This window comes from Pectobacterium actinidiae, assembly GCF_000803315.1.
GTDB classification, from domain to species: Bacteria; Pseudomonadota; Gammaproteobacteria; order Enterobacterales; family Enterobacteriaceae; genus Pectobacterium; species Pectobacterium actinidiae.
Map to the genome: position 1 here is coordinate 3,713,324 of NZ_JRMH01000001.1, position 25,944 is coordinate 3,739,267.

The following is a 25,944-nucleotide window of genomic DNA, read 5'->3' on the forward strand; positions in this document are numbered from 1 at the left end:
GATTCATGTTCATTATTTCGCTCTATTGTTCATTATAAAAAATATTGTTCGATATAAAAGTACGTTCACACAGATTTTTTCACACTGACAGGCAGGAAAAAGATGACACCCCAGACGCGCGGCACGATAGAAATGGCTATCGCGATGATCATTTCCGGTACGGTTGGCTGGTTCGTCCTGACGACAGAGCAATCCCCTATGACGGTAGTTTTCTGGCGTTGCGCGTTCGGCGCATTGACGATGCTGATCGTCTGCGGGCTATTGGGCTTGCTGCGACACGGCATCATGAACAGGAAGCAGGTTGGCATTGCCATACTCGGCGGTCTGGCGCTGGTGCTCAACTGGACGCTGCTGTTCGGCGCTTACTCGCACGCCTCTATTGCCGTCGCCACCGTGGTTTATCACACGCAGCCCTTTATGCTCGTGGGGCTAGGCGCGCTCTTTTTCAGGGAAGTGCTGACCTTCAACAAAGTCTGCTGGTTACTGTGTGCCTTTAGCGGCATCGTCCTGATCGTCAGTGCTCAAACAGGAACCGCCAGCGATAGTAACGGCTACCTCTCTGGCGTACTGATGGCGTTGGGTGCTGCATTCTTTTATGCCGTGGCGGCCGCGATAACGAAAAAGCTGTCAGGAATTCCGCCGCATCTACTCGTGCTGATACAGCTACTCGTTGGTGTCGTGGTTCTTGCGCCCTTTGCGGCAATCCCCGCTTCTCCTACGGCTTCACAGTGGGGAATGCTTATAGCGATTGGTGTGATCCATACCGGCCTGATGTCGACGCTATTGTACAGCGCAATCCAGAAAATCCCGACCACACTGGTTGGCGCACTGTCGTTCATCTATCCCGTCATCGCGGCGCTGGTAGACTGGGCGGCTTTTGGGCATGGGTTGGATGCCATGCAGCTTGCCGGGGCGGTGGCGATTCTGCTGTCTGCCGCCGGAATGACGTTCGGCTGGCGCATCACGCTCAGGGGAAAAGCAGAGCGCATCTCCCCTGATACCACCGAATAAAACCGATTAAAGCGCTTCCAGCGTCAGCAGCTCGTCCAGCGTCTGGCGACGGCGAATCAGGCGCGGTTCGCCGTTTTCAAACAGCACTTCCGGCAGCAGCGGGCGGCTGTTGTAGTTCGAGGACATGGATGCACCGTACGCACCGGTGTCATGGAATACCAGATAGTCGCCAACCTGCGCCTCCGGCAGCGCGAACGTTTCCACGCCGCCGCCCGCCTGTTGGGTAAACACATCGCCGGATTCACACAGCGGCCCGGCAATCACGCTGTCGCGCAGCATGGACTGGCTGATATCACGGCCATCGCCCGACAGCAGAGAAACATGGTGATAGCTGCCGTACATCGCCGGACGCATCAGATCGTTAAATCCGGCATCAACCAGCACAAAGTGACGGCTTCCCATCGATTTTATCGCCCGCACTTCCGCTACCAGCACGCCGGATTCTGCGACCAGAAAACGTCCCGGCTCGATTTCCAACGTCACCGGATGGCCGAGGTGCGCAGCAATTTTCTCGCGCGCCGCGTTCCACAGCCCGTAGTAGTGTTCAGTATCAATCGCTTCTTCGCCGTGGCGATACGGAATCGACAGCCCGCCGCCCGCTGAAATCGCCTCGATATCCTGACCCAGCTCAACGACCTGCTGCACCATCGCCTCGCACACCTGTTCCAGATGGCCGTAATCGACGCCGGAACCAATGTGCATGTGGATCCCCACCAGCTTCAACTGATAACGCTGAATGTGGGCCAGCGCCAGCGGCAAATCGCCGTACCAGATACCGTGCTTGCTGTTCTCGCCGCCGGTGTTAGTTTTCTGGCTGTGACCATGACCAAAACCTGGATTCACACGCAGCCACACCGGATGCCCCGGAGACTGCCGCCCGAGCTGTTCCAACATATCGACTGAACCGGCGTTCACCGGAATGTTCAGTTCGGAAACGCGTTGCAGCGTCGGGCGATCCAGCAAATCGGCAGTAAACACGATCTCATGCGCATCAGTACCCGGTACAAATCCAGCAATCAGCGCACGCTCGATCTCACCCAGCGAGACCGAATCCACTTTCACCCCTTGCTCACGCATCAGGCGCAAAATATGCGTGTTGGAACACGCCTTCTGCGCGAAGCGAATGGTGTCGAACTGGCGCAGTTGGGCGATGCGGTTAACGATGGTCTGTGCATCATAGGCCCAAACCGGGCAACCAAAGCGGGCAGGCAGTTCACGCAGGCTTTGGGCATTTAGAGCATGGGTTACATCATTCAGGTCGTGTGGCATAAAAAGTTACCGATTTACAGGTTAAACGGAATTGAGAAACACTATAAAAATCCCCCAACGGGTAAACAAATATCGTTTTAAGCATACTCTATTCATTTCTGATATGGTTTATGAACATAAATGAAGGAGGCGACATGGCGGCAATATCTTTGCGGCACATAGAGATTTTCCATGCGGTCATGACCACCGGGAATCTGACGGAGGCGGCGGATCTGCTGAACACCTCGCAGCCGACCGTCAGCCGCGAGCTGGCACGTTTTGAGAAACTGATTCAGATGACGCTGTTCGAGCGGCTGCGCGGCAGGCTTTACCCCACCGCACAGGGGCTACAGCTGTTTGAAGAAGTGCAGCGCTCTTACTATGGACTGGATCGGATTATCAACGCCGCCAGCGATATTCGCCGTTTCCAGCAGGCGCAGCTTTCTATTACCTGTCTGCCCGTGTTCTCACAGTCGCTGCTGCCCGACGTCTGCAAGCCGCTGCTGACGCGTTATCCGCTGCTGAACCTGCACATCATTCCGCAAGAATCGCCGCTGCTGGAAGAGTGGCTGTCTGCCCAGCGCCACGATTTGGGTCTAACGGAAAATAGCCTCACGCCAGCCGGAACCGAGCGGCAAACGCTGATGTTACTCAATGAAGTGTGCGTGCTGCCTGCCGGGCATCCGCTGGCGCAAAAAACGGTGCTCACACCGCAGGATTTTGCCGATGAGCCCTTTATCAGCCTGTCGAGCGCCGACAGCTATCGCCAGTTGCTGGACAAACTGTTTCAGGAACAGAGCGTGTCGCGCAGGATGGTGCTGGAAACCCACAGCGCGGCGTCGGTGTGTACGATGGTCAGGGCGGGCGTAGGGTTGTCCATCGTCAACCCGCTCACTGCGTTGGATTATGCCGCCTCCGGCGTGGTCGTGCGGCCTTTCAGCATAGACGTCCCCTTTACGGTCAGCCTGATTCGTCCGCTGCACCGCCCTGCTTCGGCGCTGGTCGATACCGTAATTGATCAACTCAAGCAGTACGCCGCCGGCGTACCTTCACGTCTGGAGCAGGTCTTGCAGCGCTCATAACGTCATTCGCTGGTGATTAGCGCCGTCACTGCGCAGAGGGTTGTGTCAGCGCCCGCCAGCGAGGATCGTGAGCAAACCAGTCCACCAGAAAATCCAGCAGGGTACGCAGCGCAGCGGGCATCTGGCGACGCGAGGTGTAAATACCATAAATCCCCATCGCCTGCGGACGGTATTCTGGCAACAGCGCGACCAGCTGTCCGTTAGCGAGATAAGGTGCAACAGAATAGCGCGGTTGCAGCGAGATACCAGCCCCTTCCAGCGCGCCGGCCAGCAGCACCAGCGACTCATTGCCGCTCAGGTTACCGCTAACGGGAATCGTAAACTTTTCACCATCGCGGGAAAAATGCCACAGGCTTTTGCCAAAATAGGTGTAGGTGAGGCAATTATGAATCGAGAGATCGGTTAGCTGTCGCGGAATTCCGTGCTCATTCAGATAAGAAGGCGACGCACACAACACTGACTCACAGCTCGCCAGTGGACGCGCGATCAGATTAGGATCCAGCTCATTGGTAATGCGCAGCGCCAGATCGATACGTTCCTCAACCAGATTCACCGTCCGGTTATTCATTTGCAGATCGATAGCGACCCGAGGATGCCGCCGCAGGAAGGCCGTTATCGCCATTCCGAGCGCCCCCTGTGCCAGCGACTGTGAACAGCTAAGGCGCAGCAGGCCACTTAACGTGGCATCGTCAGTATCGGCCTCGACGCGCATATCCGCCGTCAGAGCCAGCATCTCCCGACAGCGCGCCAGCGTTTTTTCTCCCGCATCCGTCAGGCTCAGCTTGCGCGTGGTGCGGTGCAATAACCGCGCCCCCGCCCACGTTTCCATCTCCGCCAGATAGCGCGTCACCATCGCACGGGACATATCCAGCGTATCCGCCGCCGCGATCATGCTACCGCGGTCTATAATCGTCACAAATACTTCGGCTGCCGTAATACGATCCATAAATTAGTCCGTTTTATGCAACAAACAATTGCCCGTTTTGCGGTTTTTCGTACGATTAATGCAACATAACATGAACCCACTTTCTGTCATACCTGTGGAGTATCACCATGTCTAAATCTATCGCTTTTACCGTCTCTTTACTCGCGGCATCGCTAGGCCTGGCTTCTGCTGCTAACGCCGCCGAGTTAAAAATCGATGTGTTTAATCCAGGTGAAGCCAGTGTATTCCCGGTTTCCTCTGAAATTATCAGCGGCGATAAAGAAGTCGCCCTGATCGATGCACAGTTCCAGCGTAACGATGCTCAAACGCTGGTTGATCGCATCAAAGCCACCGGAAAAAAACTGACCACCGTTTATATCAGCCACTCCGATCCTGACTACTATTTCGGTCTGGACGTGATTAAAGCCGCGTTCCCAGACGCTAAAATCGTTGCGACCCAAGCCACCATCGATGCGATTAACGCCAGCAAAGACGGCAAAGTGGCACACTGGGGCCCGGTTCTGAAAGAAAATGCACCGAAAGAAATCGTCGTTCCTCAAGCGCTGGAAGGTGATAGCTTTACCGTTGACGGCAAAAAACTGGAAGTGAAAGGTCTGAAAGGGCCAACGCCGGATCGCACGTACGTCTGGATCCCTTCGCTGAAAGCCGTGGTCGGCGGTATTCCGGTGTCTGCCAACATTCACGTCTGGCTTGCCGATACCCAAACGCCAGAATCTCGCGTTCACTGGCGTGAAACGCTGAAATCCATTGAAGCGCTGAAGCCAACCACCGTCGTGCCGGGTCACTTTATCGCACCAACGGATTACACCTTGAAAAACGTGACCTTTACCCTGCAATATCTGGAAACGGTGGAAAAAGAGCTGGCAAAAGCGAAAGATTCTGCCGCATTGATCGCAGCAATGAAAAAACACTACCCGACGCTGAAAGAAGAGTCAGGTCTTGAATTGAGCGCCAAAGTCCTGAAAGGTGAAATGAAGTGGCCACAGTAAGACTGCATTACATTTACGATCCGTTGTGCGGCTGGTGCTACGGCGCCGCCCCACTCGCACTGGCCGCGCAGGAGATTGACGGGCTGGATCTGATCCTCCACGGCGGCGGTATGATGACCGGCAGCAATAGCCGTACCATCACCTCAGAGTGGCACGATTATGTGATCCCCCACGATCGCCGTATTGCGCAAATGACCGGGCAAACTTTCGGAGAAGCGTATTACGAAGGGCTGCTGCGCGACACCAGCGTCGTGCTGGATTCCGCGCCGCCGACGGCTGCCGTACTCGCTGCGGAAACAATGGATGACAAAGGCATGGTGATGTTGCACCAAATCGAGCGTGCGCATTACGTTTCCGGGCTCAAAATCGCCGACGTCGCCGTGCTACGTCAGTGTGCGGAAGCAATCGGGCTGGATGGCGACGCCTTCAGCACCGAGTTCGCCTTTATTCAGGCAGAAACGCTGTCAAAACACATCAGCGCTAGCCGGGAATTACTGGCGAAAGTGCGTGGACAAGGCTTCCCCACGTTTGCGCTGGAAGACGCCAACGGGAATTTCCAGCAAATCCCGGCGGCAAACTACCTCGGTCAGGTAGACGCATGGCGCAAAGTGCTGACACAGATGGTCAGCCGCGCAGCAGCATAATCGTCCTCATCAACCTTCATCAAGGAGCAGAGCAAACAGCCTGCTCCTTTTTTCGTTCCCGATGCCGTTTGTATCTCATCCCCTTAAACCGCTACAGTATCGCCAACGAACGAGTTACAGAGTCAAAGCTAACAATAATGTGGGAGATTGGCGATGAAGTTAAGCCATAGCTTTAGCAGTGCATTAAGAACCTTTGCCTATTTCATGGCCAGCGGCACCCAAAATACGCTTAAAGGCATTGATTACCTTTCATTGTACGGTGAAGAGCCCAGCGCGTTTGAACAGGTTTTTGCTATTTACGCCAATGTGCTAGAACTGGATGAAGACGGCAACGTATTGAACGCCAAATATGCCGAAAAACGCGCTACAGACTATTTACGACACTACTGCGACCCCAGTTTCACCGTCGAACCGCCTTATGAAGACTGGGAAGTTGAGCTGCATTAATTTCCCGAGATAATTCAACATGCTCAAATGAAAATAGCTGTTGACCACTGGCAGAATAAGCAGTTTGATACATTATTTTAAATTTCAATGTCACCCTTTCTCATTTGAGATAATTTATATGAATATAATTTACCCTAGTGATTACTTTGATGATTCCAAAGTGGATGAGATTTTTGAAGCGGAATACCACTCCGCGCAAGAAAGTGGTTTATCGTGCCTATTACTCTCGACACAGCATGCATCCAGTGGGAAATACAGGTTTTCAGGAAAGTTTGAATCTGGTATGCCTGTCATTTGGCGAGGCTGGATGCTCAAATATGATGAATATAAAAAATTGAGCAATGCCGTGACTCAGAATAGCAGTAACATGCTCGTTTCTTTAGAGGATTATATCTCAAGCCATCATATTACGGGATGGTATAACTCATGCGAGAAATACACGCCAGAGACCGTTTTCTTAAAAGAAGATGATGATATCGATCAGATTACTTGCCAGCTAAAATGGCCCGCCTATTTTGTTAAAGACTATGTGAAGTCGCTTACCACATCCAGAGGTTCTATCGCTACAAATGCTGAAGAGATCCGAGAAATAATAGCCTCTATTAAGCAATTTCGTGGCGACATTGAAGGCGGAATTAGTCTGAGAAAAGTTGAAGAGATTATAAAAACCAGCGAAAGGCGCTATTTTTCCTTTAGAAATAACGTTTACTCTTCTGACGGTATTCTTCCAGAACGTGTTATTGAAATAGCACAACATATCCGCTCACCCTTTTTCTCGATTGATATGGCTGAAAACACTTCTGGTGAACTTCGCCTGATAGAAATTGGTGATGGACAAGTCTCTGATACAAAAGAATGGAATGTCGACAAGTTTGTTCAAATATTTATTAATACACAGTAGCTCAGATTTGGGCTGCCGCTTTTGTGAGCCAAAGCAATACTTACTCTGACGGACGGCTACCGGAGCAGCTTCTTAAGGCATACTCCGGTATATTTCACGAATTTAGCGTGTATCTTTCTTTCATGCAAGAAGCATCAAAGAAGCTTGAAGTTTTTCAATGTGGTTTTTACTTCTTCTCTCAGACCAATTTCGTCAAATTCGTAATTTTCACGATCCGGTTCTGGATTATAGCAATCGGCCAAGCAAAAAATACCAGATGATGCTTCGTCTACTTCTTTTCCATCGATTGACAGCCTATTGCTATCTCTCTCCTCTTTCCACATGAGAATGTATGAGTCTGAAAATTTATCAGCATTAATTTTAGATTCAACAAAACTTCTCGCAAAATCAATAAGTTTATTGCTCATCTTAAAACCCCATTATTAACGTAATTTTTATACTGCTGAGAACCAACGTCCAACTTCCACCCAGAAATAAATTTGTTATTTTCACTCATGACAACAACATTCTTCGTATTCGGGTTAAAAAAAACCTTTTAACCTTTAATAAGTAGATACGTTCCTTTTTCAAAAGTTTCTTTTTCCTCTAAGTGTAGAATAACTGCATCTCTGAATTTAGTCAGTGTTTCACTATTTTTTTAGTATCAGTGACACCAAAATCCTTGGCATGCTTAAGATACTTTTTGTCCAATTGTTTACGAGTAAACCGCTCTGAGTCCAGAGGTTCATTAAACACCACATAAATCGGTTCAACCCCGGTGCCATTAGCCGCTGGCATCTTGGTCGAGTCGCTTAAAATAATACGGACAATGTAGATTTATTATTATATAAAAGTAAAAAGCCCGTTATTTAAGACGAGGCCTAGTATTTTGAAGTGCAATAATTACTTCACGTGAATAAAAATTAATCATTAGCCTACTTTAAATCCAAACTTGCCATTTTTAGCGCGCCACTCCTTAATCTCTTTGATAATGGCTTCAGGACTTCCATTATTATTGTCTTCTGGATAATAAATTAGATCTGAACCACTAGGATGCTCAGTAACACTGACAAAGTGCTCAAGATTATTATCCTGAACTTTCTCATCACCTTCACAATTGATGATCGCCTCAATAATTTTTTTGAATTCGGCTTCAGTGTAATCACTAATACTTCTTTTCAGTTCCATTACTATTTACCTCTGTGAATATCAATATGGCGCTTAGGTGTAGTCACACGAACATTGTCCATATCATAGACTCCACCGTCCTGACTGATTAGTTTGTCATGATGAAGCTCGAATGAACGGCGTCCCCCACAATATCTTTATTACTAGCCCGCGGAGCCAATCCTTGACTCAAGCGTTTTTTATTAGCCTGAATGAATTGTCTACTCAGTTCAGGATCTTTACTCACTTCCAACTAAAACGCCTTACGAAACGCATCAAAGTTCGCAAACTCTCAACAATAATAGGCCCCCCAGTAAACAAACGAATGGGTTTGTTATTTTTATTTCCGCCATTATCTGAAGTCCCTCTATCTCCACCATTTCCACCGCCACTCCATGCGGAACCGCGATCAACATCACCACTAAATCCACCACCGCCACTAACTGTCATGGTATCTCCGTCATTAGGAGAAAATAAAACATATTTCATTATTTCCTTTAAGCATTCACTCAAAACAAAGCGAATGTAAAAAGTATTAATATTGATAATGAATAAATGTTAAAGCTAATTAAAAACATGGCACAAAACGCACTTAATCCCCCCGAGCTAAAACCTATATTCCCAGATGCAGGGTAAGATAACTATCCGTCACGACCCGTTCCCTGTGCTATAGTCGCCCCGCAAAAGTAACCTCAGACCACACCGCCAGACACACGAAACGATAACTGACAAACCATGACCGACGTAAAATCAGGTACACACCACACGGTATCAGCCGACTCTCGCGCTTCTCGCCTTAACCGCTTCTCCATCGCGCCAATGCTCGACTGGACCGATCGTCATTGCCGTTACTTTCTTCGCCAGTTAAGCAGCCAGACGCTGCTGTATACCGAAATGGTAACGACAGGTGCAATTCTTCACGGTAAAGGCGACTATCTCGCTTATAGCGAAGAAGAACATCCGCTGGCGCTACAGCTCGGCGGTAGCGATCCGCAAGCGCTGGCGCAGTGTGCCAAACTGGCAGAACAGCGCGGCTATGATGAAGTCAACCTGAACGTCGGCTGCCCGTCTGACCGCGTGCAGAATGGCCGTTTCGGTGCCTGCCTGATGGGAGAAGCCGCGCTGGTAGCAGACTGCATTAAAGCGATGAAAGACAGCACTTCCATTCCGATTACGGTGAAAACTCGCATCGGTATTGACGATCAAGACAGCTATGAATTCCTGTGCGAATTTATTCAAACCGTCGCTGAACGCGGAGAGTGCGATACCTTTATCGTTCACGCGCGCAAAGCCTGGCTTTCGGGTCTTAGCCCGAAAGAGAATCGGGAGATTCCACCGCTAGATTATCCGCGCGTTTACCAGCTCAAACGTGATTTCCCAATGCTCACCCTCGCCATCAACGGCGGCGTCAAAACGCTGGAAGAAGCCAAAACGCATTTACAGCATCTGGACGGCGTGATGATGGGTCGTGAGGCTTACCAGAATCCCGGTATTCTGGCGCAGGTTGACCGTGAACTATTTGGTATCGACGCCGCCACGCCGGATTTGGCTGGCGTGGTACGAACCATGTATCCCTATATCGAGCGCGAACTCTCTGGCGGCGCGTCTTTAGGCCACATTACGCGCCACATGCTCGGCATGTTTCAGGGCATCCCCGGTGCACGTCAGTGGCGACGCTATCTGAGTGAAAACGCCCACAAACCCGGTGCCGATGCTGCGGTGGTAGAGCGTGCGCTAGCGCTGGTTAACTTGGTTTAAAAAACACTAATAGTTAGTGTTTTTCATCAACACTCTTTCATGTCTCATCCTCGTGCCGCTGGTAAATCAATCACTTACCAGCGGCACATCTTGGCACGATTCTTGTTATAGCTTATGTATACCCTAAATAATTCGAGTTTCAGGACAAAACGAGAACGTTTTGAATAACGCGAAGCGTTAGCCCTTTAGGGCGATGCTCAATCATGAGCATCGTAACGCGGCAAGAGAGCGAATCTCGATGAGCTTACTCAGGTAAGTGATTCGGGTGACAAATCTGCCTGGAGCAGATTTGAACGCTGCTTGCAGCGGCCCCAACGGGGCGAGGCTCATGGATGAGCCGAGTAACGAACGCAGCCAACGCACATGCAACTTGAAGTATGACGGGTGTAGCATGCAGAACTTTTTTCTGCGGTTTAACCGCTACAGGAGCGCACCATGTTGGAAATTTTCTTCGTTATTGGCTTTTTTATCATGCTGATGTTAACGGGCGTGTCACTGCTGGGCGTGATTGCAGCACTGTTTGTGGCGTCCCTTTTTATGTTGATTGGTGGGCTGTTTAGCCTCGCGATTAAGGTGCTGCCATGGCTGATTTTAGCTGTTGTGGCGGTGTGGCTGTGGCGCAAATTTAGCGGGCGACCCGTCTACAACTCGCACCGTTATACCTATCGGAAATACACTTATCGTCAGCGCAATGGGAATGAGTGGTAATGTCACGACAATAACGGGCAAGGCCGTATTTAACACCGACTTATTTAATACGGCCTATTTTAGTACGGTCTGTTTTAGTACAAAAATGTGCGCCAGCAGATATTTTTTCCCTGATGTGGCTGCTAGGATGACGCCACAGTTTGACACCTGATTGTCGTTTAAAAGGCGAGCAAACTAAACCAGGTAAACAAAATAGGGTGGCGAAGAAGCCACACGATTTCATCGTCGTCAGGGAAATAATAGCCGCACAGTGGCACTTTCGTGACGATCACCACGCTGTACCCTACATACAGTCTGATGAAATTAGCGTAACGGCCAAGGCCTCCTAATCGGAGGCCTTCTGCTTTTCAGAAACAGGGATTAGGGAATCAATAGGCAGGAGCCTTGCGTACTGCGGCTTTCCAGCGATCGATGAGCAGCTTGCGCATCCGCCAGCGCAAATTTTTGGTGCTGCGGTACATCTACCGTAATCGCCCCGCTGGCGATCAATGAAAAGAGTTCATTGCTGGCCTGTTCCAGTTCGGCACGATTGGTCACGTAACCAAACAGCGACGGACGCGTGACGTACAGTGAGCCTTTCTGGTTCAGAATCCCCAGATTGACGCCAGTGACCGGCCCAGACGCATTGCCGAAGCTGACCATCAATCCGCGGCGACGCAGGCTATCGAGCGAGGCTTCCCAGGTGTCTTTCCCAACCGAGTCATACACGACATCCACCTTCTGACCCTCAGTCAGTTCCGCGACGCGCTGCGCAATATTCTCAGTACGGTAATTAATCGTCGCCCAGGCACCCGCCTGTTTTGCCCGCTCCGCTTTCTCATCAGAACCCACCGTTCCGATCAGCTTCGCCCCCAGCGCCTTTGCCCACTGGCAGGCAATCAAACCAACGCCCCCCGCCGCCGCATGGAACAGGAAGACTTCACTGGGCTTGATCTCGTACGTCTGGCGCAGCAGGTAGTAAACCGTCAGCCCTTTCAGGAAAGAGGCCGCCGCCTGCTCAAAGCTGATAGCGTCCGGCAGCAGCGCCACCTTCTCCGCGACCACGTTATGTACCTCGCTATACGCGCCCAGCCCGGACTGCGCATACACCACGCGATCGCCAACTTTCAGCGCGCTAACCCCTGCCCCGACTTTCGTTACAACGCCCGCCGCTTCGGTTCCCAGACCAGATGGCAGATCGGGCACCGGATACAGGCCGCTGCGAATATAGGTATCGATAAAATTAATGCCGATGGCGCGGTTCTCAACCTGAACCTCTCCCGCAGCGGGATCGGCAGGCGTGAAATCCACATATTGCAGAACTTCTGGGCCACCATAAGCCCGGAACTGAACGCGTTTTGCCATGTTATCTCCTTAATCGTGACAGGTTCGTTGTTTCTCTATAATACGTATACCCTAAATAATTCGAGTTTCAGGCTGGCGGCAAGCGAAGGAGTCCGATGAGCTTACTTGAGTAAGTGATTCGGGTGACAAATCTGCCTGGAGCAGATTTGAACGCTGCTTGCAGCGGCCCCAACGGGGCGAGGCTCATGGATGAGCCGAGTAACGAACGTAGCCAACGCACATGCAACTTGAAGTATGACGGGTATATTGTGTTATTTCGGACGTGTGGCATATACAATGCCCCCTAATCCAATGGCAAATCAACCGGTAAAGAACCCGTTTCATGGCAGAGAAAAGACCCACCAATAAATCGAATGAACCCCGTGACCGCCAGATGGAAGGTCTAAAACTTCCGCCACATTCGCTGGAAGCGGAGCAATCGGTATTGGGTGGCCTGATGCTCGACAATGAACGCTGGGATAATGTCGCCGAGCGTGTTGTCGCGAACGACTTCTATAATCGCGCCCATCGCCTGATCTTCACCGAGATGCAGCGCCTGCTCGAAATGAGCAAACCGATCGACCTGATTACACTGTCCGAATCGCTTGAACTGCAAGGTTCATTAGAATCCGCCGGTGGCTTCGCCTATCTGGCCGAAATGGCAAAGAATACCCCCAGTGCGGCTAACATCGGTGCCTACGCCGACATCGTGCGCGAACGCGCAGTGGTACGTGAGATGATCTCTGTCGCCAATGAGATCGCCGACGCGGGCTACGATCCGCAGGGGCGCAGCAGCGAGGATCTACTCGATCTGGCGGAATCCCGCGTCTTCCAGATCGCCGAAAACCGCGCCAGCAAAGATGAAGGCCCGAAAAGCATCGACCGCATTCTGGAAGACACCGTTTCCCGTATTGAGCAGCTGTATCAGCGCCCGCACGACGGCGTAACCGGCGTCTCTACCGGCTATCAGGATCTGGATAAAAAGACCGCGGGCTTGCAGAAATCTGACCTGATCATCGTCGCGGCGCGTCCATCGATGGGTAAAACCACTTTCGCCATGAACCTGTGTGAAAACGCCGCAATGATGCAGGACAAACCGGTCTTGATCTTTAGTCTGGAGATGCCCGGTGAACAGATCATGATGCGTATGCTTGCGTCTCTATCCCGCGTGGATCAGACCCGCATTCGTACCGGACAGTTAGACGATGAAGACTGGGCGCGCATATCCAGCACCATGGGGATCCTGCTGGAAAAGCGCAACATGTACATCGATGATTCCTCTGGCCTGACGCCAACCGAAGTGCGATCCCGCGCCCGTCGCGTGTTCCGTGAACATGACGGCCTGAGCCTGATCATGATCGACTACCTGCAATTGATGCGCGTGCCGTCGTTATCAGACAACCGTACGCTGGAAATTGCGGAAATCTCCCGCTCGCTCAAAGCATTGGCAAAAGAATTGCAGGTTCCGGTTGTCGCCCTGTCGCAGCTTAACCGTAGTCTGGAACAACGCGCCGATAAGCGCCCGGTTAACTCGGATCTGCGTGAATCCGGCTCCATCGAGCAGGATGCCGACCTGATTATGTTTATCTATCGTGATGAGGTTTATCACGAAAACAGCGATCTGAAAGGTATCGCTGAAATCATTTTGGGGAAACAGCGTAACGGCCCGATAGGTTCCGTTCGTTTGACCTTTAACGGGCAGTGGTCGCGCTTTGATAACTATGCCGGCCCACAATATGACGATGAATAACGCAGCGCTCAGCAATGACAACACTGCACTAAGGAACAAGAATGAAAACGGCAACGGCCGTCATTAACCGGCGTGCTTTGCGCCACAACCTGCAACGTATCCGTCAGTTAGCGCCTGGCTGTCAGGTCGTTGCCGTCGTGAAAGCCAATGCCTACGGCCACGGCATGATCGAAGCTGCCCATACCTTTTGCGACGCTGACTGCTACGGCGTCGCGCGGATCGAAGAAGCGCTGGCCCTGCGCGCCGCGGGCATCACCAAGCCCATCATCCTGCTGGAAGGCTTTTTCTCCGCCGACGACCTCCCGCTTTTGGTAGAGCACCAGTTAGAAACCGCCGTTCACAGCCCTGAACAGCTTGCCGCACTGGAACAGGCCACGCTGCCACAGCCGATCCCCGTGTGGATGAAGCTGGATAGCGGCATGCACCGCCTTGGCATTCTGCCGGAACACGCCGACGCGTTTTGGCAACGCCTGACCGAATGCCGCAATGTGGTGCAACCCGTCAATATGATGAGCCACTTTTGCCGCGCGGATGAACCCGAAGCGGGAACCACCGAACGCCAGTTGGCCTGCTTCGATGCCTTTACGCAAGGTAAGCCCGGCGCACAATCCATCGCGGCCTCTGGCGGCATTCTGCTATGGCCACAAGCACACCGCGATCGCGTCCGTCCCGGCATCATTCTCTATGGCGTGTCGCCGCTGGATAACGAAGACGCCGCACATTTCGGCTTCCAGCCAGCCATGACCTTTACCTCTCACCTGATCGCCGTTCGCGAACACAAAGCGGGCGAAGCCGTCGGTTACGGCGGAACCTGGACGAGCCCGCGCGATACACGGCTGGGTGTTGTGGCCGTTGGCTACGGCGATGGCTACCCGCGCTGCGCACCAGCCGGTACCCCCGTGCTCGTCAACGGCCGCGAAGTGCCGCTTTCCGGCCGCGTATCGATGGATATGATTACGGTAGATTTAGGGCCAGATGCACAGGATAAGGTCGGCGATGAGGTGATTCTCTGGGGGGCAACGCTACCGGTTGAACGCATTGCTGCACATACAGGTGCCAGTGCCTACGAGCTGATTACCCGATTAACACAGCGCACCGCGTTGGAATACGTCGACGGTGAGTAAAAACGGACTGGATGGTTTTTATCGGCAGGCTCACAGCCTGCCAGCTTTCAGGCGCGTTATCTACTATACGGCAAGCTGGCTTGCCGTATCCGCCATCCTGATGCTATTTGCCCTCGTTAATTTCTATACCCTGAAACCGACGGATGTCGGCGGCACGCTGTTTGGCGGCATGTTTAGCGCGATGTTCGATCTGATTTACTGGTCTTGCTCGGCATCGGGATTCTGCTTTCTGGCGCTCTTTCGGCTCTCAGGATGGCGTGTTGCCTGGATACTCGCGGGGCTGGTGCAAATCGGCATCAGCGCCCTGTGGCGCATTCAATATTGGCAGGCGTATGAAAGCGAGGAGCTAATACTCTCCCCCATGCCTGGTGAATTGTACGTTTCCATGCTGGTGGGCGCAGGCATGGCCGCTATTGGCATCGTGAAATATCGACACGCTCGGCTCAACCCTGTCGCTCAACGACCAACCTATGCGAAAGCCGTCGCTGCATTGCTGTTGATTGCGCTGTATCTCGCGCTCCCGCTGCATCTCTACCTGCGTGAACCTCTCCCTTACTGCGCTTTTAGCCCTGACGGACAGCAGTTAAGTGTCTGTCTGGGAGACAATGACGAGCGGATTATTGTTGCTGAATAAGCCTAATGCCGAGCATTTAGCGCGGCATTAGGTGCCAGCATTCACTGCCGCCGTTTGCTGGCGAGATATCGCCTCTTACGGTGCCACCGCCAACCACTCACCGACGATCTTTTGATATTCTCCCGTCGCTTTAGTCAGATGTAGCCACTGATCGACATAAGATTTCCAGCTCATATCATCACGTGGCAACATGTAGGCTTTTTCACCGTATTGCAGCGGCTGGGTAGGGTTAACCGCACACAGTTCAGGATGCTGCTTCTGCTGAAATAAAGCCTCGGATGCCTCTGTGATCATCACATCCGCTTTTTTATCCACCAGTTGCTGAAAAATCGTCACGTTGTCATGCAGTGTTAATGTGGCTTGCGGTAAAAAGGCATGGGCAAAAGCTTCATTAGTGCCACCTGCGGGTTCGATTAATCGCACCGTCTGGCGATTGAGCTGCTCGATAGTTTGGTAACGATCCTTGTTCTCACAGCGAACCAGCGGTATCTTGCCGTCCACGTCTAGCGGCTGGGTAAAGAACACATTTTTTTGTCGCGCTAAGGTAACGGAAATCCCCCCCATCGCGATGTCACATTTCCCCGCCTGAAAGTCCGTCATCAGCGTTTTCCAGGTGGTTTGTACCCAGTTAAGTTTTACGCCCAGACTTTTTGCCAGTGACTCTGCCATGGAGATATCAATACCTTCATAGCCACCGTCTGAGCGTAAGAACGAATAGGGTTTGTAATCCCCTGTCGTACAGACAGTTAACACCCCTTGCTGCTGAACGGAATCCAAATGCGACTGAGCACTCGCTCCCCCAGCGACCAGTAGTAACGCCAACCAACACTTTTTCATTACTTTCCCCTGTCAATGTATACCGATAAAACACCTGATATTAGGTATCTGCTTTTATTAGCGGTGAATTCGACGCACTGCCTTTCTTTTTCATTCTATAACTCACGCCCAGCGCCAACAGCCAAAAGGGGATCAACAGCACCGAGATCTGGATGCCGGGCGTCATCGCCATGATGACCAAAATCCCCGCCAGAAACAGCAGGCAAATAACGTTTGTCACAGGGTAGCCGAGGCTTTTAAAACGCGTTTCCTGCTGTGCCTGCTTTTTCGCTGCACGGAATTTCAGGTGGGTAATACAAATCATCGCCCAGTTGATGACCAATGCAGACACCACCAGCGCCATCAGTAGTTCAAAGGCTTTTCCCGGCATCAGATAGTTGATCACGACACACCCTGCCGTCGCTAAAGCCGAAACGCCAAGTGCCGCCAGCGGGATACCGCGCTGATTCACCTTCAGCAGCGCACGCGGGGCATTTCCTTGCTTCGCCAACCCGAACAGCATCCTGCTGTTGCAATAAACACAACTGTTATAAACAGATAACGCGGCAGACAGCACCACCAAATTCAGCACGGTCGCGACAGCGTTGCTATCCAACGCGTGAAAAATCATGACGAATGGGCTACCGCCCTCTACCACTTTCCCCCATGGGTACAGCGATAACAGCACCGCCAGCGCCCCCACATAAAACAGCAGAATGCGATAAATAACCTGATTCGTCGCACGCGGAATGCTGTTTTGCGGGTCATCAGCTTCGGCTGCCGTGATCCCTACCAGTTCCAGTCCGCCGAAAGAGAACATGATCACCGCCATCGCCATGACCATGCCGCTCACGCCGTTCGGGAAGAAACCACCGTGCTGCCACAGATTCGCTACGCTGGCTTCCGGACCGCCCGCCCCGCTGAACAGCAAATAGCATCCAAAAACGATCATACCCATGATCGCCGCCACTTTTATGATCGAAAACCAGAATTCCATTTCACCATACACCTTGACGCTAGTCAGATTGATAGCGTTGATCAGCACGAAGAATAGTCCCGCAGAGACCCAGGTTGGCACATCCGGCCACCAATATTGAATGTAAATCCCGACGGCAGTTAATTCAGCCATACTCACCAAAACATACAGTACCCAGTAATTCCAGCCAGACATAAACCCAGCAAAACTGCCCCAGTATTTGTGCGCAAAGTGGCTAAATGAGCCAGCTACAGGCTCTTCCACCACCATTTCACCCAGTTGACGCATAATAAAGAACGCGATCACGCCCGCAATGGCATAGCCGAGCAGCACTGACGGCCCAGCCATTTTGATAGTCTGCGCAATCCCTAAAAACAGCCCGGTTCCGACTGCGCCACCCAGTGCTATCAGTTGAATATGACGATTCTTCAATCCTCTTTTCAACTGCCCTTCTACCTGTTCTGTATCCATGATTTTCCCCGTCAGTAATAAAATTCGAACCGACAGGATTTAGCAACTATCAGGCCAGATAATCGTATGCAATCAGGAGAAGTCCCCACCATTGCTGGTAACACAATGAAAATTTTCATAATTTATTTACGGTGAAAATTTCACACATCACGCACAAAACCTCAATCAACCCACACTTAGTGCATAAACAAGGAAATAATGCACACAATGACGGCATGCTTCCCTGTTCCATGCATGAATGTGACCTATCGTGGTGCACATTGCGGAAGCCGCTCCTGGCTACGATAAAAAACTCATAGGCAACGCAGCCTAAAAAGCTGGTAGTCTGTTTGGCTCACTGCCTGACACTGCTTAGGAAACGCGATGTACACCATTGATGATTTCGATCTGAAAATCCTGACGCTACTACAGACTAACGGCCGCCTGACCAATCAGGAATTGAGCGATCTGGTTGGGCTTTCCGCTTCACAGTGTTCCCGGCGTCGCATTGCGCTGGAACAGGCACAGTTAATTCTCGGGTATCATGCTCGCCTGTCACCGAACGCGGTCGGGCTGGAATGCCTGGGGTTGATTGAAGTGCGGTTGATCAACCACACCAATGAATATGTTGAACGCTTTCATCAGATGCTGGGAGAAGTGGACGCCATCATTGACGCCTATAAAACCACGGGCGATGCGGATTATCTATTGAAAGTCGCCGTAGCGGATCTGCCCGGTCTCAGCGCGCTGATTAGTCAGATTCTGTCGCAGAACAAGAGCGTTGCACACCTGAAAACGTCCGTGGTATTGAACCGCCTCAAAGAAAACGGTTTGATGACGCCAGAGCCACCTGCATTGCCCTAAATTGGGGCAGTCTCCTTTATTTGGTGCAGAACAATAATCAAATCACGCAAAAAAAATAAAAAAAACGCACAAACCAACCGAATTAATAATAATTAACGCACAAATTGCGCATAATTTTTCATTCATATAATTCAATACGTTGCTATGATTATTGCTGATCTTTCGCGCAAACTTGCCGCTGCGTGGTACTATCTGGTGCGATTCTTGCTTTGGTAAGCACATGTTTTTCCGATAATCCGTTGAGTGCTCACCATGGATAACGTTATTCCCACACAAAAAATATCACACACGCTGCTGGAAGATATTCTGGCGATCCTGATCGGCACGCTGATGGTGTCATTTGGCATCATTTTGCTGCGTCAGGCTGGCGCACTCACCGGTGGCACCGCAGGCATCGCTTTCCTTATCCACTATCTGACCAACGTCTCATTTGGCGTCGCGTTCTTTCTGCTAAATTTGCCTTTCTATTATCTGGCGGTACGGCGCATGGGGTGGGAATTCACCATAAAAACCTTCAGCGCGGTCGGGCTGGTTTCCCTGTTTTCCGACCTGCACCCGATGTTCGTTCATTTCGATCAGCTCAATCCGTTCTACGCCACGCTGTTCGGCAATATCATCACCGGAATCGGCTTCGTTGTGCTGTTCCGTCATAAGGCCAGCCTCGGCGGAATGAATATTCTGGCACTGTATCTTCAGGATAAATACGGCCTGCGGGCAGGAAAACTCCAGATGGGCGTTGACGTTGTGATTGTGCTGACTTCCCTGTTCGTGGTAAGCATACCGATGTTGATTGCTTCGATTCTGGGGGCAACCATTCTGAACCTGATTATCGCGATGAACCATCGCCCCGGCCGTTACGCGGCCTGATTGTCCCCCACCATCGTCGGGGTTGCGGTACCCATAAAATGACACACTCAGGAGAGCTACACTGTGTTTCAAAACGTTGATACCTATGCCGGAGATCCTATCCTGTCTCTGATGGAAAAATTCAAACAGGATCCAAGAGCGGATAAGATCAATTTGAGTATCGGGCTCTACTACAACGAGCAAAATATTATCCCGCAGTTGCGCTCCGTCAGCGCAGCAGAAAGCAGCCTGAAACAGCCAGCACAGAGCGCAAGCTCTTATCTGCCGATGGAAGGGTTACAGCCTTACCGTACCGCGATCCAACACTTGCTGTTTGGTGCAAACCACGCGGCGCTGGAAGCCGGTCGCATCGCGACTATCCAGACGCTAGGCGGTTCCGGTGCGCTGAAAGTGGGTGCGGATTTCCTGAAGCGCTACTTCCCGAACTCAGAAGTGTGGGTCAGCGATCCAACATGGGAAAACCATATTGCAATCTTTGAGGGCGCGGGCTTTAACGTTCACACCTACCCGTATTTCGATGGCGAAAGCCTGGGCGTGAAATTTGACGCCATGCTTGCCACCCTGCAAACGTTGCCAGCGCGCAGCATCGTGCTGCTACACCCGTGCTGCCACAACCCGACCGGTTCCGACCTCACCACCGAACAGTGGGATCGCGTTATTGAAGTTATCATTCAGCGTGAGCTCATTCCGTTTATGGATATCGCCTATCAGGGCTTTGGCCTCGGGATTGAGCAGGATGCCTACGCGATTCGCGCCGTTGCCAGCGCGGGCGTTCCGGCACTCATCGCCAACTCGTTCTCCAAAATTTTCTCACTGTATAGCGAGCGCGTTGGCGGCCTTTCCGTGGTGTGTGACGATGCCGACAGCGCACAACGCGTGCTGGGCCAGTTAAAAGCAACCGTCCGCCGCAACTACTCTTCCCCACCGAATTTCGGCGCACAGGTCGTTTCTAAGGTTCTGAATGACGCGCAGTTGAACGCCGACTGGAAAGCGGAAGTCGAAGAGATGCGCACCCGCATTTTGAGCATGCGTCAGGAGCTGGTTTCCGCATTGAAAAACGCGCTGCCGAACCGCAACGTTGACTACCTGCTCACTCAGCGTGGCATGTTCAGCTATACCGGTTTCAGCCCGGAGCAGGTTGATCGTCTGCGTGAAGAATTCGGCGTCTACCTGATCGCCAGCGGCCGTATGTGTATGGCGGGACTGAACCACAGCAACGTCCAGCGCGTCGCCGCCGCTTTCGCCGCGATCCAGTAAATCGTAAAATGACAACGCCACTGATTTAACCGATGCGATAGTGTACAACTCGGTTAAATTGGTGGCCTGTGTGATAAAAATTCCATGACCCAACTACGCTATCTGAACGGCTATCCTCCAGCGATTGTTGCACAAGTACAAACTCTCCTCGATCAAGGCAAACTTGGCTTGTGGCTGGAAAAAAAATACCCTGACCGCCATCCGATCCAGAGTGACAAGTCGCTCTATCAATTTGTCGCCGAGCTGAAACAGCGTTATCTAAAAAACGCCCCCGCAATATCAAAGGTGCTCTACGACAACAAACAGAATCCGATAAAAGGAACGCTGGGAACCAATACCTTTGTGGCACGCGTGCAGGGGGGAAAATTAAAGTCCAATAACGAAATCCGAATAGCGACGCTATTCCGTGACGGGCCGGAAGATTTCCTACGGATGATCGTGATACACGAACTCGCCCATCTCAAAGAAAAAGACCACAACAAGGCCTTCTACCAACTTTGTTGTCATATGGATCCTGATTATCACCAGTTGGAATTTGATATGCGAATCTGGCTGAACTGGCGAGAACAACATCTTTGTGAGTAAACATCGCAATTATCGCTGTTTACCTTCCCCGTAAGCGCCAGATTAACCAGACCATACCGGCTAATACACCGCTACCACTGATAACTGGCAGAAGAGGAATCCCAGCTAAATGGAGATCGGTCAGGATCATCCACGCTCCCAGTACTAACGCTAAAACAGCGGTAATAATCGCAATCGCCAGCGTAACCGCCGCCCTTTCCAAGGCCACACCTAGCTTATCCAAATTCGTAAGCGAGATATCGGCTTTTACCCGACCATGCTGCAAACGTTTTAGAACCAAATGTAGAGTTTGTGGTAGGTCTGAAGCTGAATGCCCCAATTGATGACCGAGTTTGATCAAACTGCGTTGACTGAAAAATGTCTTTCCCCTTTTAAACATATGCTTGCGCAGCATTGGGCGCAACGTTCTTATAATGTCAAACTCGGGGTCCAGCCGCTGTAATACGCCATCTGCCGTTATCAAGGCCTTAAATAACAAGACGAGGTCTGGCGGTAAGGTTAACTGGAATTCGCGTGCGGTTGTGAATATATCCGTCAGTGCTTTTCCCAACTGCAATGGGAAACATCCTTGGCGATCGAGGAAAAACGCCGCCGCAAGTTCTAATTCCTCAATATCTAATTCTGATGCATGACTCCAACCAATTAGCGCATCAACAATACCACGACTGTCGCTTTCACTGATGGCATAGAGAAATGAGAGCAATTCATCACGGCGAGCTTCACTGAGTCGCCCCACCATACCAAAATCAATAAAACCGACTTTATTCTCCGGCAAAATCATGACATTTCCAGGATGAGGGTCCGCATGATAAAAACGGTACTCAAATACCATTTTCATAAATGCTTTTGCCCCAATCTGTGCCAAATGAGGGCCATCGTACTCATTTGACCTAGCAGCCACCGCGAGCGTCGGAGACACGCCCTCCAGAAAATCCTGGATCAACAATGTTGAAGAACTCCAGTCTTTATAAACCATGGGAATCACAACATCAGGATCAGTCTTGAACTGGGCTATGGCCGTTTCGTAGTTCGCCGCTTCATAGCAAAAATCAAGCTCTTGCGTGAGGGCAGTATCGAGAAATAACACAAGCTGTACCGGACGAAAACGCGCTAACCGATGATTCTGTTCTTCAATCGATTCCGCCAGGAAACGTAATAACCGAAGATCCGCCCGTAATTTTTCGTCCAAACCGGGCCGTTGCACTTTGACCACAACCTCTTTACCATTTTTGAGTCGGGCGCGATGAACCTGCCCTATCGAAGCGGCTGCAAGTGGCGTGGTGTCCCACCAAGAAAAAACATGCTCAAGTTCGGTACCCAGAGAATCCTGCATAATACGTTCAACGACATCCCAGGGAAGCGCGGTCGCACTGCTGTGTAATTTGCTCAGTGCCTTTGTCCATTCAGGCCCAAGCAAATCACTGCGTGAAGCTAATATCTGGCCTAATTTCACAAACGTAGGCCCTAATTCTTCAAGCGCGGCACATAAACGCTCTGGCAGGGGAATATCGGAGCAAAAGGATGGTGATGAAGGCTTCACCACCAGTTCAGATAAGCCAAGAAAACGGATAATGTCCTGCGAACCATGACGAACCAAAATAGACGATATTTCAGTAAGACGTTTTCTATCTCTGGCCGTGACAAAAATAAGTTTTAGCATGCGCTTCTCTTTCCTTTCTTCCTCTACCTTCTGCAAGTATGGTGGAAATTTTTATTTTAGGAATAAGAAACAGAAGAAATTGATTAACAAGAGGTTCAGTCGAACAAGCGTGTTATTCAAAGCCAGCATCTGAACTGCCTGTGCGCAGTAAACCTAGCGGCCAACATGACACCGTAGTCAAGATACCTCTCGATATAGCGAATGAATCCATACTTTTTCGAGAGATGTCACAAGAGATCACTTTACTTTGATATTCCGTCCCTCGTATTATTTCCACTCGAATAATTGATATAAATCATCCCCGTTATTAGGAATGGCAATCTCTTATAATGGAAAGGTCGATGTGACATTTTATTTTTACCGCGTCAATTCTGCTGGGCAGTTAGAGCTTTATTATGAAGTCACCTTAACAGATGCGAGCATTGTCGATGTCTCCTGTGTCTATCCACACGTCATCGATAACAACGACATCATGCCGTATGAAAAGTCCAGCTAAAATATAAAACTATAGCATGGAACCATAAGATCGCAGGCACCTCGGGTTACAGTATTTGGGAGGAAATGAGTCTCTAAGATTTATGACCTTTGATAACAAGCGCATCTTATCAGGTGTGCTTGTTACTCACTACTCATCACAAAGAACGATATTTTTCACATATTTATTAGGAGCCATCCAGGAGTTCTTAGGACAGGTTTCATAGCCTTGGTGGCTAAGGCTATGTGACATATATATCGACAAGAACAAGCTCAGCACTGCGCCAATTATAGCGATTACTGCTAGTCTATCCGCTAACTTATTATTCATTCTTGGCAGTTCATTTTTCATTGCTGAATAAAATGCCAAATATGAAAAGTAGAATAATAGCGGCGCTGCAAATACTAGAACACCAACTTTCCAGGAGAACGTGATTACATCACTTAATGTAAATAAAGCTAAATACCCACTTAAAGAAAACCAACATCCCCAGCAGGAAATAATAGAAATGAACACTGCAAAAGCGCCAACTAATGGCCTATTTATCTTAACCACGACTGGCTATCCCCCTATGCATGAACAAGCATTACCTCATACCATTTTTAGTCTTTACAAAGAGAAATGTCTTTCACATACTTATTGGGATCCATCCAAGATATTTTAGGGCATATTTCATAACCATAATCTCTAAAATTATAAGACATGTAGAAAGATGAGAATGAGCTAATTACAGCACCAACGATCATTATTATAAACAACCTCCCTCCAAATTTATTATTAATTTTAGCCACTTTATTATTTATTGCGGAATAAAAAAATAAATATGAAAAATAGAATAGCAAAGGAGAACCAAATACCATCAACCCAACTTTCCATGAAAACACTATCACATCATTTAACTGTAAAATATCCAAATATGAATTAAAAGAAAACCAACCAGTAAAGCATGTCAATAGAAAAATAAAAACTGCAAATGCGCCAGCTAATGGTCTATTTACCTTAACCACGACTGTACCTCCCCCAGGCATGAAAGAATTGATCGGGATGATATGGCGTATACTGTTTTTTATGTGATTTTAAATTTTTTATTATCGTCTCACTTATTTTATATTTATTATCTAGCCAAAGTAATGAAAAACTGACAATAACCCCAAGTAAAAATATACCACCAGCAATAATAATAACACTACCTCCTGTGGCCACCATTACCGAGGTAGCTGCCATTTTCGCCCCCCATGCAATCCCAACCGATACAGCCAGTTTTGCCGCATCCATCGTTAAATTAACAAAGAAATCGGTTAGTGCGTATTCGTCTTTCACCATCAACTCAATGGCTCGATAAGCGCCTGAAAATACAATACAGAACCTTGCTCCAGTCGCAATACCACTTTCAATGCCTTTTGTACCTATCCCTATGTCGAGTATTTTTTGATTACCGACTAAATATCGGGTGCCATCTAAATACTTTCTTACTCCCGGATAGCCAGACAGTTTTATGTATTTGCTACCATTTTTCCCGACATATTCCGTTGCCGTGACGCCGAACCCTTTCATCTCCATCACGATTCTGCTCACAGACACCGCTTCTGCAATATTTCCGGCAAACGACGAGATGGGATCGGTACAGGAAAAAATGGCCGTTTTCCACGACTCATTAGGGTTTGGTGTACATAACGTCTTTAGAAAATACGTCGCTTCCTGCGCAGTCAATATGGCATGAATATTATCGTTATTGATTTCATTTAGTTGAGCATGTAATTTCTGATAGTTAATATCTGCATGCTGCTTTTTAAAATCAAGATGATCCTCTAACCGATAGTCATCATCCACAAGCGTTTTTAAAACGGGATCGTATTTCACAGTCACTCACTCCCTTGAATTTGACTTAAGTCAACGTACTATTTCCCTGTAAGAACACTTTAACGGAAAAATTATGGTTTTTAAATGTGAATAACGCTTAATACGCAATTTTTAATTCCCCGAAAAATAACACATTAATTAAAAACGTTACGGAAGAAGGGCATCAACATGTGTTATTTAAGGGTTAAACGTATTCAGTACTTGGTGCAGCGCGACCTCGATAATAGCCAGACAGCAGCGCTTAAGGTCGTAGGTGAACTGCCGTATAGGCAGTGAAATCGCAGTGGGATAACTTTCTAAGCTGCCTATACGGCAGTGAACTTTGCCGAGCTGGATTACACGCGAGGGCTTGATTTCTAAGCTGCCTATACGGCAGTGAACCAAGTAAATGGGGGAAACGGGAGTTTGAAGTTTTTCTAAGCT

The 25,944-nt window shown here is 49.9% G+C and carries 27 protein-coding genes, 2 pseudogenes and 1 CRISPR repeat array (1 of these 30 running past the window's edge); of the genes and pseudogenes, 16 read left to right on the forward strand and 13 right to left on the reverse strand.

What is annotated here, in order from left to right; all coding sequences use genetic code 11:
- Window positions 1-102: 102 nt before the first annotated feature.
- On the forward strand, window positions 103-1,011 hold the full coding sequence (locus KKH3_RS16005) for a DMT family transporter (protein WP_039361393.1): 909 nt from the start codon (window positions 103-105) through the stop codon (window positions 1,009-1,011).
- 6 nt (window positions 1,012-1,017) lie between these two features.
- Here KKH3_RS16005 and lysA read toward each other — a convergent pair whose 3' ends face one another.
- Window positions 1,018-2,280 carry a diaminopimelate decarboxylase gene (gene lysA / locus KKH3_RS16010; RefSeq protein ID WP_039361395.1) on the reverse strand — a complete coding sequence of 421 codons (1,263 nt, stop codon included), beginning with the start codon at window positions 2,278-2,280 and terminating at the stop codon, window positions 1,018-1,020.
- A 134-nt stretch (window positions 2,281-2,414) separates the two neighbouring features.
- On the opposite strand from lysA, the gene KKH3_RS16015 reads away from it, so the two are divergent.
- Window positions 2,415-3,341 carry a LysR family transcriptional regulator gene (locus KKH3_RS16015; RefSeq protein WP_039361397.1) on the forward strand — a complete coding sequence of 309 codons (927 nt, stop codon included), beginning with the start codon at window positions 2,415-2,417 and terminating at the stop codon, window positions 3,339-3,341.
- A gap of 25 nt (window positions 3,342-3,366) precedes the next feature.
- Here the strand turns inward: KKH3_RS16015 and KKH3_RS16020 are convergent, their stop codons facing one another.
- Entirely contained in the window at window positions 3,367-4,287 is a 921-nt protein-coding gene (locus tag KKH3_RS16020) for a LysR family transcriptional regulator (RefSeq protein WP_039361399.1), read from the reverse strand.
- Window positions 4,288-4,394: 107 nt separating this feature from the next.
- Here KKH3_RS16020 and KKH3_RS16025 point away from each other — a divergent pair, with 107 nt between their 5' ends.
- The 4 genes from KKH3_RS16025 to KKH3_RS16040 all read left to right on the forward strand — a co-directional run bounded on the left by KKH3_RS16025 (window position 4,395) and on the right by KKH3_RS16040 (window position 7,268).
- Window positions 4,395-5,276: an MBL fold metallo-hydrolase gene (locus tag KKH3_RS16025; RefSeq protein ID WP_039361401.1), complete on the forward strand. Its 882-nt coding sequence runs from the start codon at window positions 4,395-4,397 to the stop codon at window positions 5,274-5,276.
- Window positions 5,264-5,920, forward strand: coding sequence for a DsbA family protein (locus KKH3_RS16030; protein ID WP_039361402.1), 657 nt, complete (start codon window positions 5,264-5,266; stop codon window positions 5,918-5,920). The genes KKH3_RS16025 and KKH3_RS16030 overlap by 13 nt, the downstream gene beginning before the upstream one ends.
- Window positions 5,921-6,073: 153 nt before the next feature.
- A complete protein-coding gene (locus KKH3_RS16035; RefSeq protein WP_039361404.1) occupies window positions 6,074-6,367 on the forward strand; it encodes a DUF7677 family protein in 294 nt (97 codons plus the stop codon).
- A 118-nt stretch (window positions 6,368-6,485) separates the two neighbouring features.
- Window positions 6,486-7,268, forward strand: coding sequence for an ATP-grasp domain-containing protein (locus KKH3_RS16040; RefSeq protein ID WP_039361405.1), 783 nt, complete (start codon window positions 6,486-6,488; stop codon window positions 7,266-7,268).
- Window positions 7,269-7,402: 134 nt separating this feature from the next.
- Here KKH3_RS16040 and KKH3_RS16045 read toward each other — a convergent pair whose 3' ends face one another.
- The 4 genes and pseudogenes from KKH3_RS16045 to KKH3_RS22330 form a co-directional block, all read right to left on the reverse strand.
- Entirely contained in the window at window positions 7,403-7,675 is a 273-nt protein-coding gene (locus KKH3_RS16045; protein WP_039361407.1) for a colicin immunity domain-containing protein, read from the reverse strand.
- A gap of 502 nt (window positions 7,676-8,177) precedes the next feature.
- Window positions 8,178-8,435: a bacteriocin immunity protein gene (locus tag KKH3_RS16050; protein WP_039361409.1), complete on the reverse strand. Its 258-nt coding sequence runs from the start codon at window positions 8,433-8,435 to the stop codon at window positions 8,178-8,180.
- 2 nt (window positions 8,436-8,437) lie between these two features.
- Window positions 8,438-8,661, reverse strand: a pseudogene (locus KKH3_RS22615) (HNH endonuclease signature motif containing protein).
- Window positions 8,658-8,903, reverse strand: coding sequence for a hypothetical protein (locus KKH3_RS22330; RefSeq protein ID WP_159440276.1), 246 nt, complete (start codon window positions 8,901-8,903; stop codon window positions 8,658-8,660). Before KKH3_RS22330 ends, KKH3_RS22615 begins: the two are co-directional and overlap by 4 nt.
- 246 nt (window positions 8,904-9,149) lie before the next feature.
- Between KKH3_RS22330 and dusA the strand changes: the two genes are divergently transcribed.
- Together dusA and pspG are read left to right on the forward strand one after the other, a co-directional pair.
- Window positions 9,150-10,172 carry a tRNA dihydrouridine(20/20a) synthase DusA gene (dusA, locus tag KKH3_RS16055; protein WP_039361411.1) on the forward strand — a complete coding sequence of 341 codons (1,023 nt, stop codon included), beginning with the start codon at window positions 9,150-9,152 and terminating at the stop codon, window positions 10,170-10,172.
- Window positions 10,173-10,607: 435 nt separating this feature from the next.
- Window positions 10,608-10,880, forward strand: coding sequence for an envelope stress response protein PspG (gene pspG / locus KKH3_RS16060; protein WP_039361413.1), 273 nt, complete (start codon window positions 10,608-10,610; stop codon window positions 10,878-10,880).
- A gap of 360 nt (window positions 10,881-11,240) precedes the next feature.
- Here the strand turns inward: pspG and KKH3_RS16065 are convergent, their stop codons facing one another.
- Entirely contained in the window at window positions 11,241-12,224 is a 984-nt protein-coding gene (locus KKH3_RS16065) for a quinone oxidoreductase (protein WP_039361414.1), read from the reverse strand.
- A 322-nt stretch (window positions 12,225-12,546) separates the two neighbouring features.
- Here KKH3_RS16065 and dnaB point away from each other — a divergent pair, with 322 nt between their 5' ends.
- From dnaB to KKH3_RS16080, 3 genes are read left to right on the forward strand one after another with little or no spacing between them, the layout of a single operon-like run.
- Window positions 12,547-13,953, forward strand: coding sequence for a replicative DNA helicase (gene dnaB / locus KKH3_RS16070; RefSeq protein WP_039361416.1), 1,407 nt, complete (start codon window positions 12,547-12,549; stop codon window positions 13,951-13,953).
- Between the two features lie 41 nt (window positions 13,954-13,994).
- Entirely contained in the window at window positions 13,995-15,077 is a 1,083-nt protein-coding gene (gene alr, locus KKH3_RS16075; RefSeq protein ID WP_039361418.1) for an alanine racemase, read from the forward strand.
- Window positions 15,070-15,711: a hypothetical protein gene (locus tag KKH3_RS16080; RefSeq protein ID WP_039361420.1), complete on the forward strand. Its 642-nt coding sequence runs from the start codon at window positions 15,070-15,072 to the stop codon at window positions 15,709-15,711. The genes alr and KKH3_RS16080 overlap by 8 nt, the downstream gene beginning before the upstream one ends.
- Before the next feature lie 75 nt (window positions 15,712-15,786).
- On the opposite strand, the gene KKH3_RS16085 is transcribed toward KKH3_RS16080, so the two are convergent.
- The gene (locus tag KKH3_RS16085; protein WP_039361422.1) at window positions 15,787-16,548 is read right to left on the reverse strand and encodes a transporter substrate-binding domain-containing protein; all 762 of its coding nucleotides are present in this window, start codon (window positions 16,546-16,548) and stop codon (window positions 15,787-15,789) included.
- 40 nt (window positions 16,549-16,588) lie between these two features.
- Complete coding sequence (locus KKH3_RS16090; protein ID WP_039361424.1) at window positions 16,589-17,974, reverse strand: amino acid permease; 1,386 nt, start codon at window positions 17,972-17,974, stop codon at window positions 16,589-16,591.
- A gap of 363 nt (window positions 17,975-18,337) precedes the next feature.
- Between KKH3_RS16090 and KKH3_RS16095 the strand changes: the two genes are divergently transcribed.
- The 4 genes from KKH3_RS16095 (at window position 18,338) to KKH3_RS16115 (ending at window position 21,526) form a co-directional block, all read left to right on the forward strand.
- Window positions 18,338-18,817, forward strand: a complete 480-nt coding sequence (locus KKH3_RS16095) for an Lrp/AsnC family transcriptional regulator (RefSeq protein ID WP_039361427.1) — start codon at window positions 18,338-18,340, stop codon at window positions 18,815-18,817.
- Window positions 18,818-19,069: 252 nt separating this feature from the next.
- Entirely contained in the window at window positions 19,070-19,684 is a 615-nt protein-coding gene (locus KKH3_RS16105) for a YitT family protein (protein WP_039361431.1), read from the forward strand.
- 63 nt (window positions 19,685-19,747) lie between these two features.
- Window positions 19,748-20,941, forward strand: a complete 1,194-nt coding sequence (locus KKH3_RS16110) for an amino acid aminotransferase (protein ID WP_039361433.1) — start codon at window positions 19,748-19,750, stop codon at window positions 20,939-20,941.
- A gap of 84 nt (window positions 20,942-21,025) precedes the next feature.
- On the forward strand, window positions 21,026-21,526 hold the full coding sequence (locus KKH3_RS16115) for a M48 family metallopeptidase (RefSeq protein ID WP_039361435.1): 501 nt from the start codon (window positions 21,026-21,028) through the stop codon (window positions 21,524-21,526).
- Window positions 21,527-21,545: 19 nt separating this feature from the next.
- On the opposite strand, the gene KKH3_RS16120 is transcribed toward KKH3_RS16115, so the two are convergent.
- Entirely contained in the window at window positions 21,546-23,186 is a 1,641-nt protein-coding gene (locus tag KKH3_RS16120) for an ABC1 kinase family protein (protein WP_039361437.1), read from the reverse strand.
- 292 nt (window positions 23,187-23,478) lie between these two features.
- Here KKH3_RS16120 and tssD point away from each other — a divergent pair.
- A pseudogene (tssD, locus tag KKH3_RS16125) lies at window positions 23,479-23,852 on the forward strand (type VI secretion system tube protein TssD); the annotation flags it as partial.
- Here tssD and KKH3_RS21925 read toward each other — a convergent pair.
- From KKH3_RS21925 to KKH3_RS21935, 3 genes are read right to left on the reverse strand one after another with little or no spacing between them, the layout of a single operon-like run.
- Window positions 23,812-24,216: a DUF1240 domain-containing protein gene (locus KKH3_RS21925; RefSeq protein WP_072034544.1), complete on the reverse strand. Its 405-nt coding sequence runs from the start codon at window positions 24,214-24,216 to the stop codon at window positions 23,812-23,814. The pseudogene tssD and the gene KKH3_RS21925 overlap by 41 nt on opposite strands.
- A gap of 47 nt (window positions 24,217-24,263) precedes the next feature.
- Window positions 24,264-24,668, reverse strand: a complete 405-nt coding sequence (locus KKH3_RS21930; RefSeq protein WP_072034545.1) for a DUF1240 domain-containing protein — start codon at window positions 24,666-24,668, stop codon at window positions 24,264-24,266.
- Entirely contained in the window at window positions 24,661-25,521 is an 861-nt protein-coding gene (locus tag KKH3_RS21935) for a hypothetical protein (RefSeq protein ID WP_076995008.1), read from the reverse strand. Before KKH3_RS21935 ends, KKH3_RS21930 begins: the two co-directional genes overlap by 8 nt.
- Before the next feature lie 293 nt (window positions 25,522-25,814).
- Window positions 25,815-25,944: direct repeats of the CRISPR family, unit length 28 nt; unit sequence TTTCTAAGCTGCCTATACGGCAGTGAAC (it continues 2,001 nt past the right edge of the window).

What these genes read in the sequence shown, in the direction of transcription:
- dnaB (WP_039361416.1), top strand. Translation starts at nt 12,547, where the DNA reads ATGGCAGAGAAAAGACCCACCAATAAATCGAATGAACCCCGTGACCGC.
- KKH3_RS22330 (WP_159440276.1), bottom strand. Translation starts at nt 8,903, where the DNA reads ATGAAATATGTTTTATTTTCTCCTAATGACGGAGATACCATGACAGTT.
- alr (WP_039361418.1), top strand. Translation starts at nt 13,995, where the DNA reads ATGAAAACGGCAACGGCCGTCATTAACCGGCGTGCTTTGCGCCACAAC.
- KKH3_RS16120 (WP_039361437.1), bottom strand. Translation starts at nt 23,186, where the DNA reads ATGCTAAAACTTATTTTTGTCACGGCCAGAGATAGAAAACGTCTTACT.
- KKH3_RS16085 (WP_039361422.1), bottom strand. Translation starts at nt 16,548, where the DNA reads ATGAAAAAGTGTTGGTTGGCGTTACTACTGGTCGCTGGGGGAGCGAGT.
- KKH3_RS16095 (WP_039361427.1), top strand. Translation starts at nt 18,338, where the DNA reads ATGTACACCATTGATGATTTCGATCTGAAAATCCTGACGCTACTACAG.
- KKH3_RS16115 (WP_039361435.1), top strand. Translation starts at nt 21,026, where the DNA reads ATGACCCAACTACGCTATCTGAACGGCTATCCTCCAGCGATTGTTGCA.
- KKH3_RS16090 (WP_039361424.1), bottom strand. Translation starts at nt 17,974, where the DNA reads ATGGATACAGAACAGGTAGAAGGGCAGTTGAAAAGAGGATTGAAGAAT.
- dusA (WP_039361411.1), top strand. Translation starts at nt 9,150, where the DNA reads ATGACCGACGTAAAATCAGGTACACACCACACGGTATCAGCCGACTCT.
- KKH3_RS16105 (WP_039361431.1), top strand. Translation starts at nt 19,070, where the DNA reads ATGGATAACGTTATTCCCACACAAAAAATATCACACACGCTGCTGGAA.
- KKH3_RS16050 (WP_039361409.1), bottom strand. Translation starts at nt 8,435, where the DNA reads ATGGAACTGAAAAGAAGTATTAGTGATTACACTGAAGCCGAATTCAAA.
- KKH3_RS16065 (WP_039361414.1), bottom strand. Translation starts at nt 12,224, where the DNA reads ATGGCAAAACGCGTTCAGTTCCGGGCTTATGGTGGCCCAGAAGTTCTG.
- KKH3_RS16005 (WP_039361393.1), top strand. Translation starts at nt 103, where the DNA reads ATGACACCCCAGACGCGCGGCACGATAGAAATGGCTATCGCGATGATC.
- KKH3_RS16020 (WP_039361399.1), bottom strand. Translation starts at nt 4,287, where the DNA reads ATGGATCGTATTACGGCAGCCGAAGTATTTGTGACGATTATAGACCGC.
- pspG (WP_039361413.1), top strand. Translation starts at nt 10,608, where the DNA reads ATGTTGGAAATTTTCTTCGTTATTGGCTTTTTTATCATGCTGATGTTA.
- KKH3_RS16025 (WP_039361401.1), top strand. Translation starts at nt 4,395, where the DNA reads ATGTCTAAATCTATCGCTTTTACCGTCTCTTTACTCGCGGCATCGCTA.
- KKH3_RS16045 (WP_039361407.1), bottom strand. Translation starts at nt 7,675, where the DNA reads ATGAGCAATAAACTTATTGATTTTGCGAGAAGTTTTGTTGAATCTAAA.
- KKH3_RS16040 (WP_039361405.1), top strand. Translation starts at nt 6,486, where the DNA reads ATGAATATAATTTACCCTAGTGATTACTTTGATGATTCCAAAGTGGAT.
- lysA (WP_039361395.1), bottom strand. Translation starts at nt 2,280, where the DNA reads ATGCCACACGACCTGAATGATGTAACCCATGCTCTAAATGCCCAAAGC.
- KKH3_RS16015 (WP_039361397.1), top strand. Translation starts at nt 2,415, where the DNA reads ATGGCGGCAATATCTTTGCGGCACATAGAGATTTTCCATGCGGTCATG.
- KKH3_RS16035 (WP_039361404.1), top strand. Translation starts at nt 6,074, where the DNA reads ATGAAGTTAAGCCATAGCTTTAGCAGTGCATTAAGAACCTTTGCCTAT.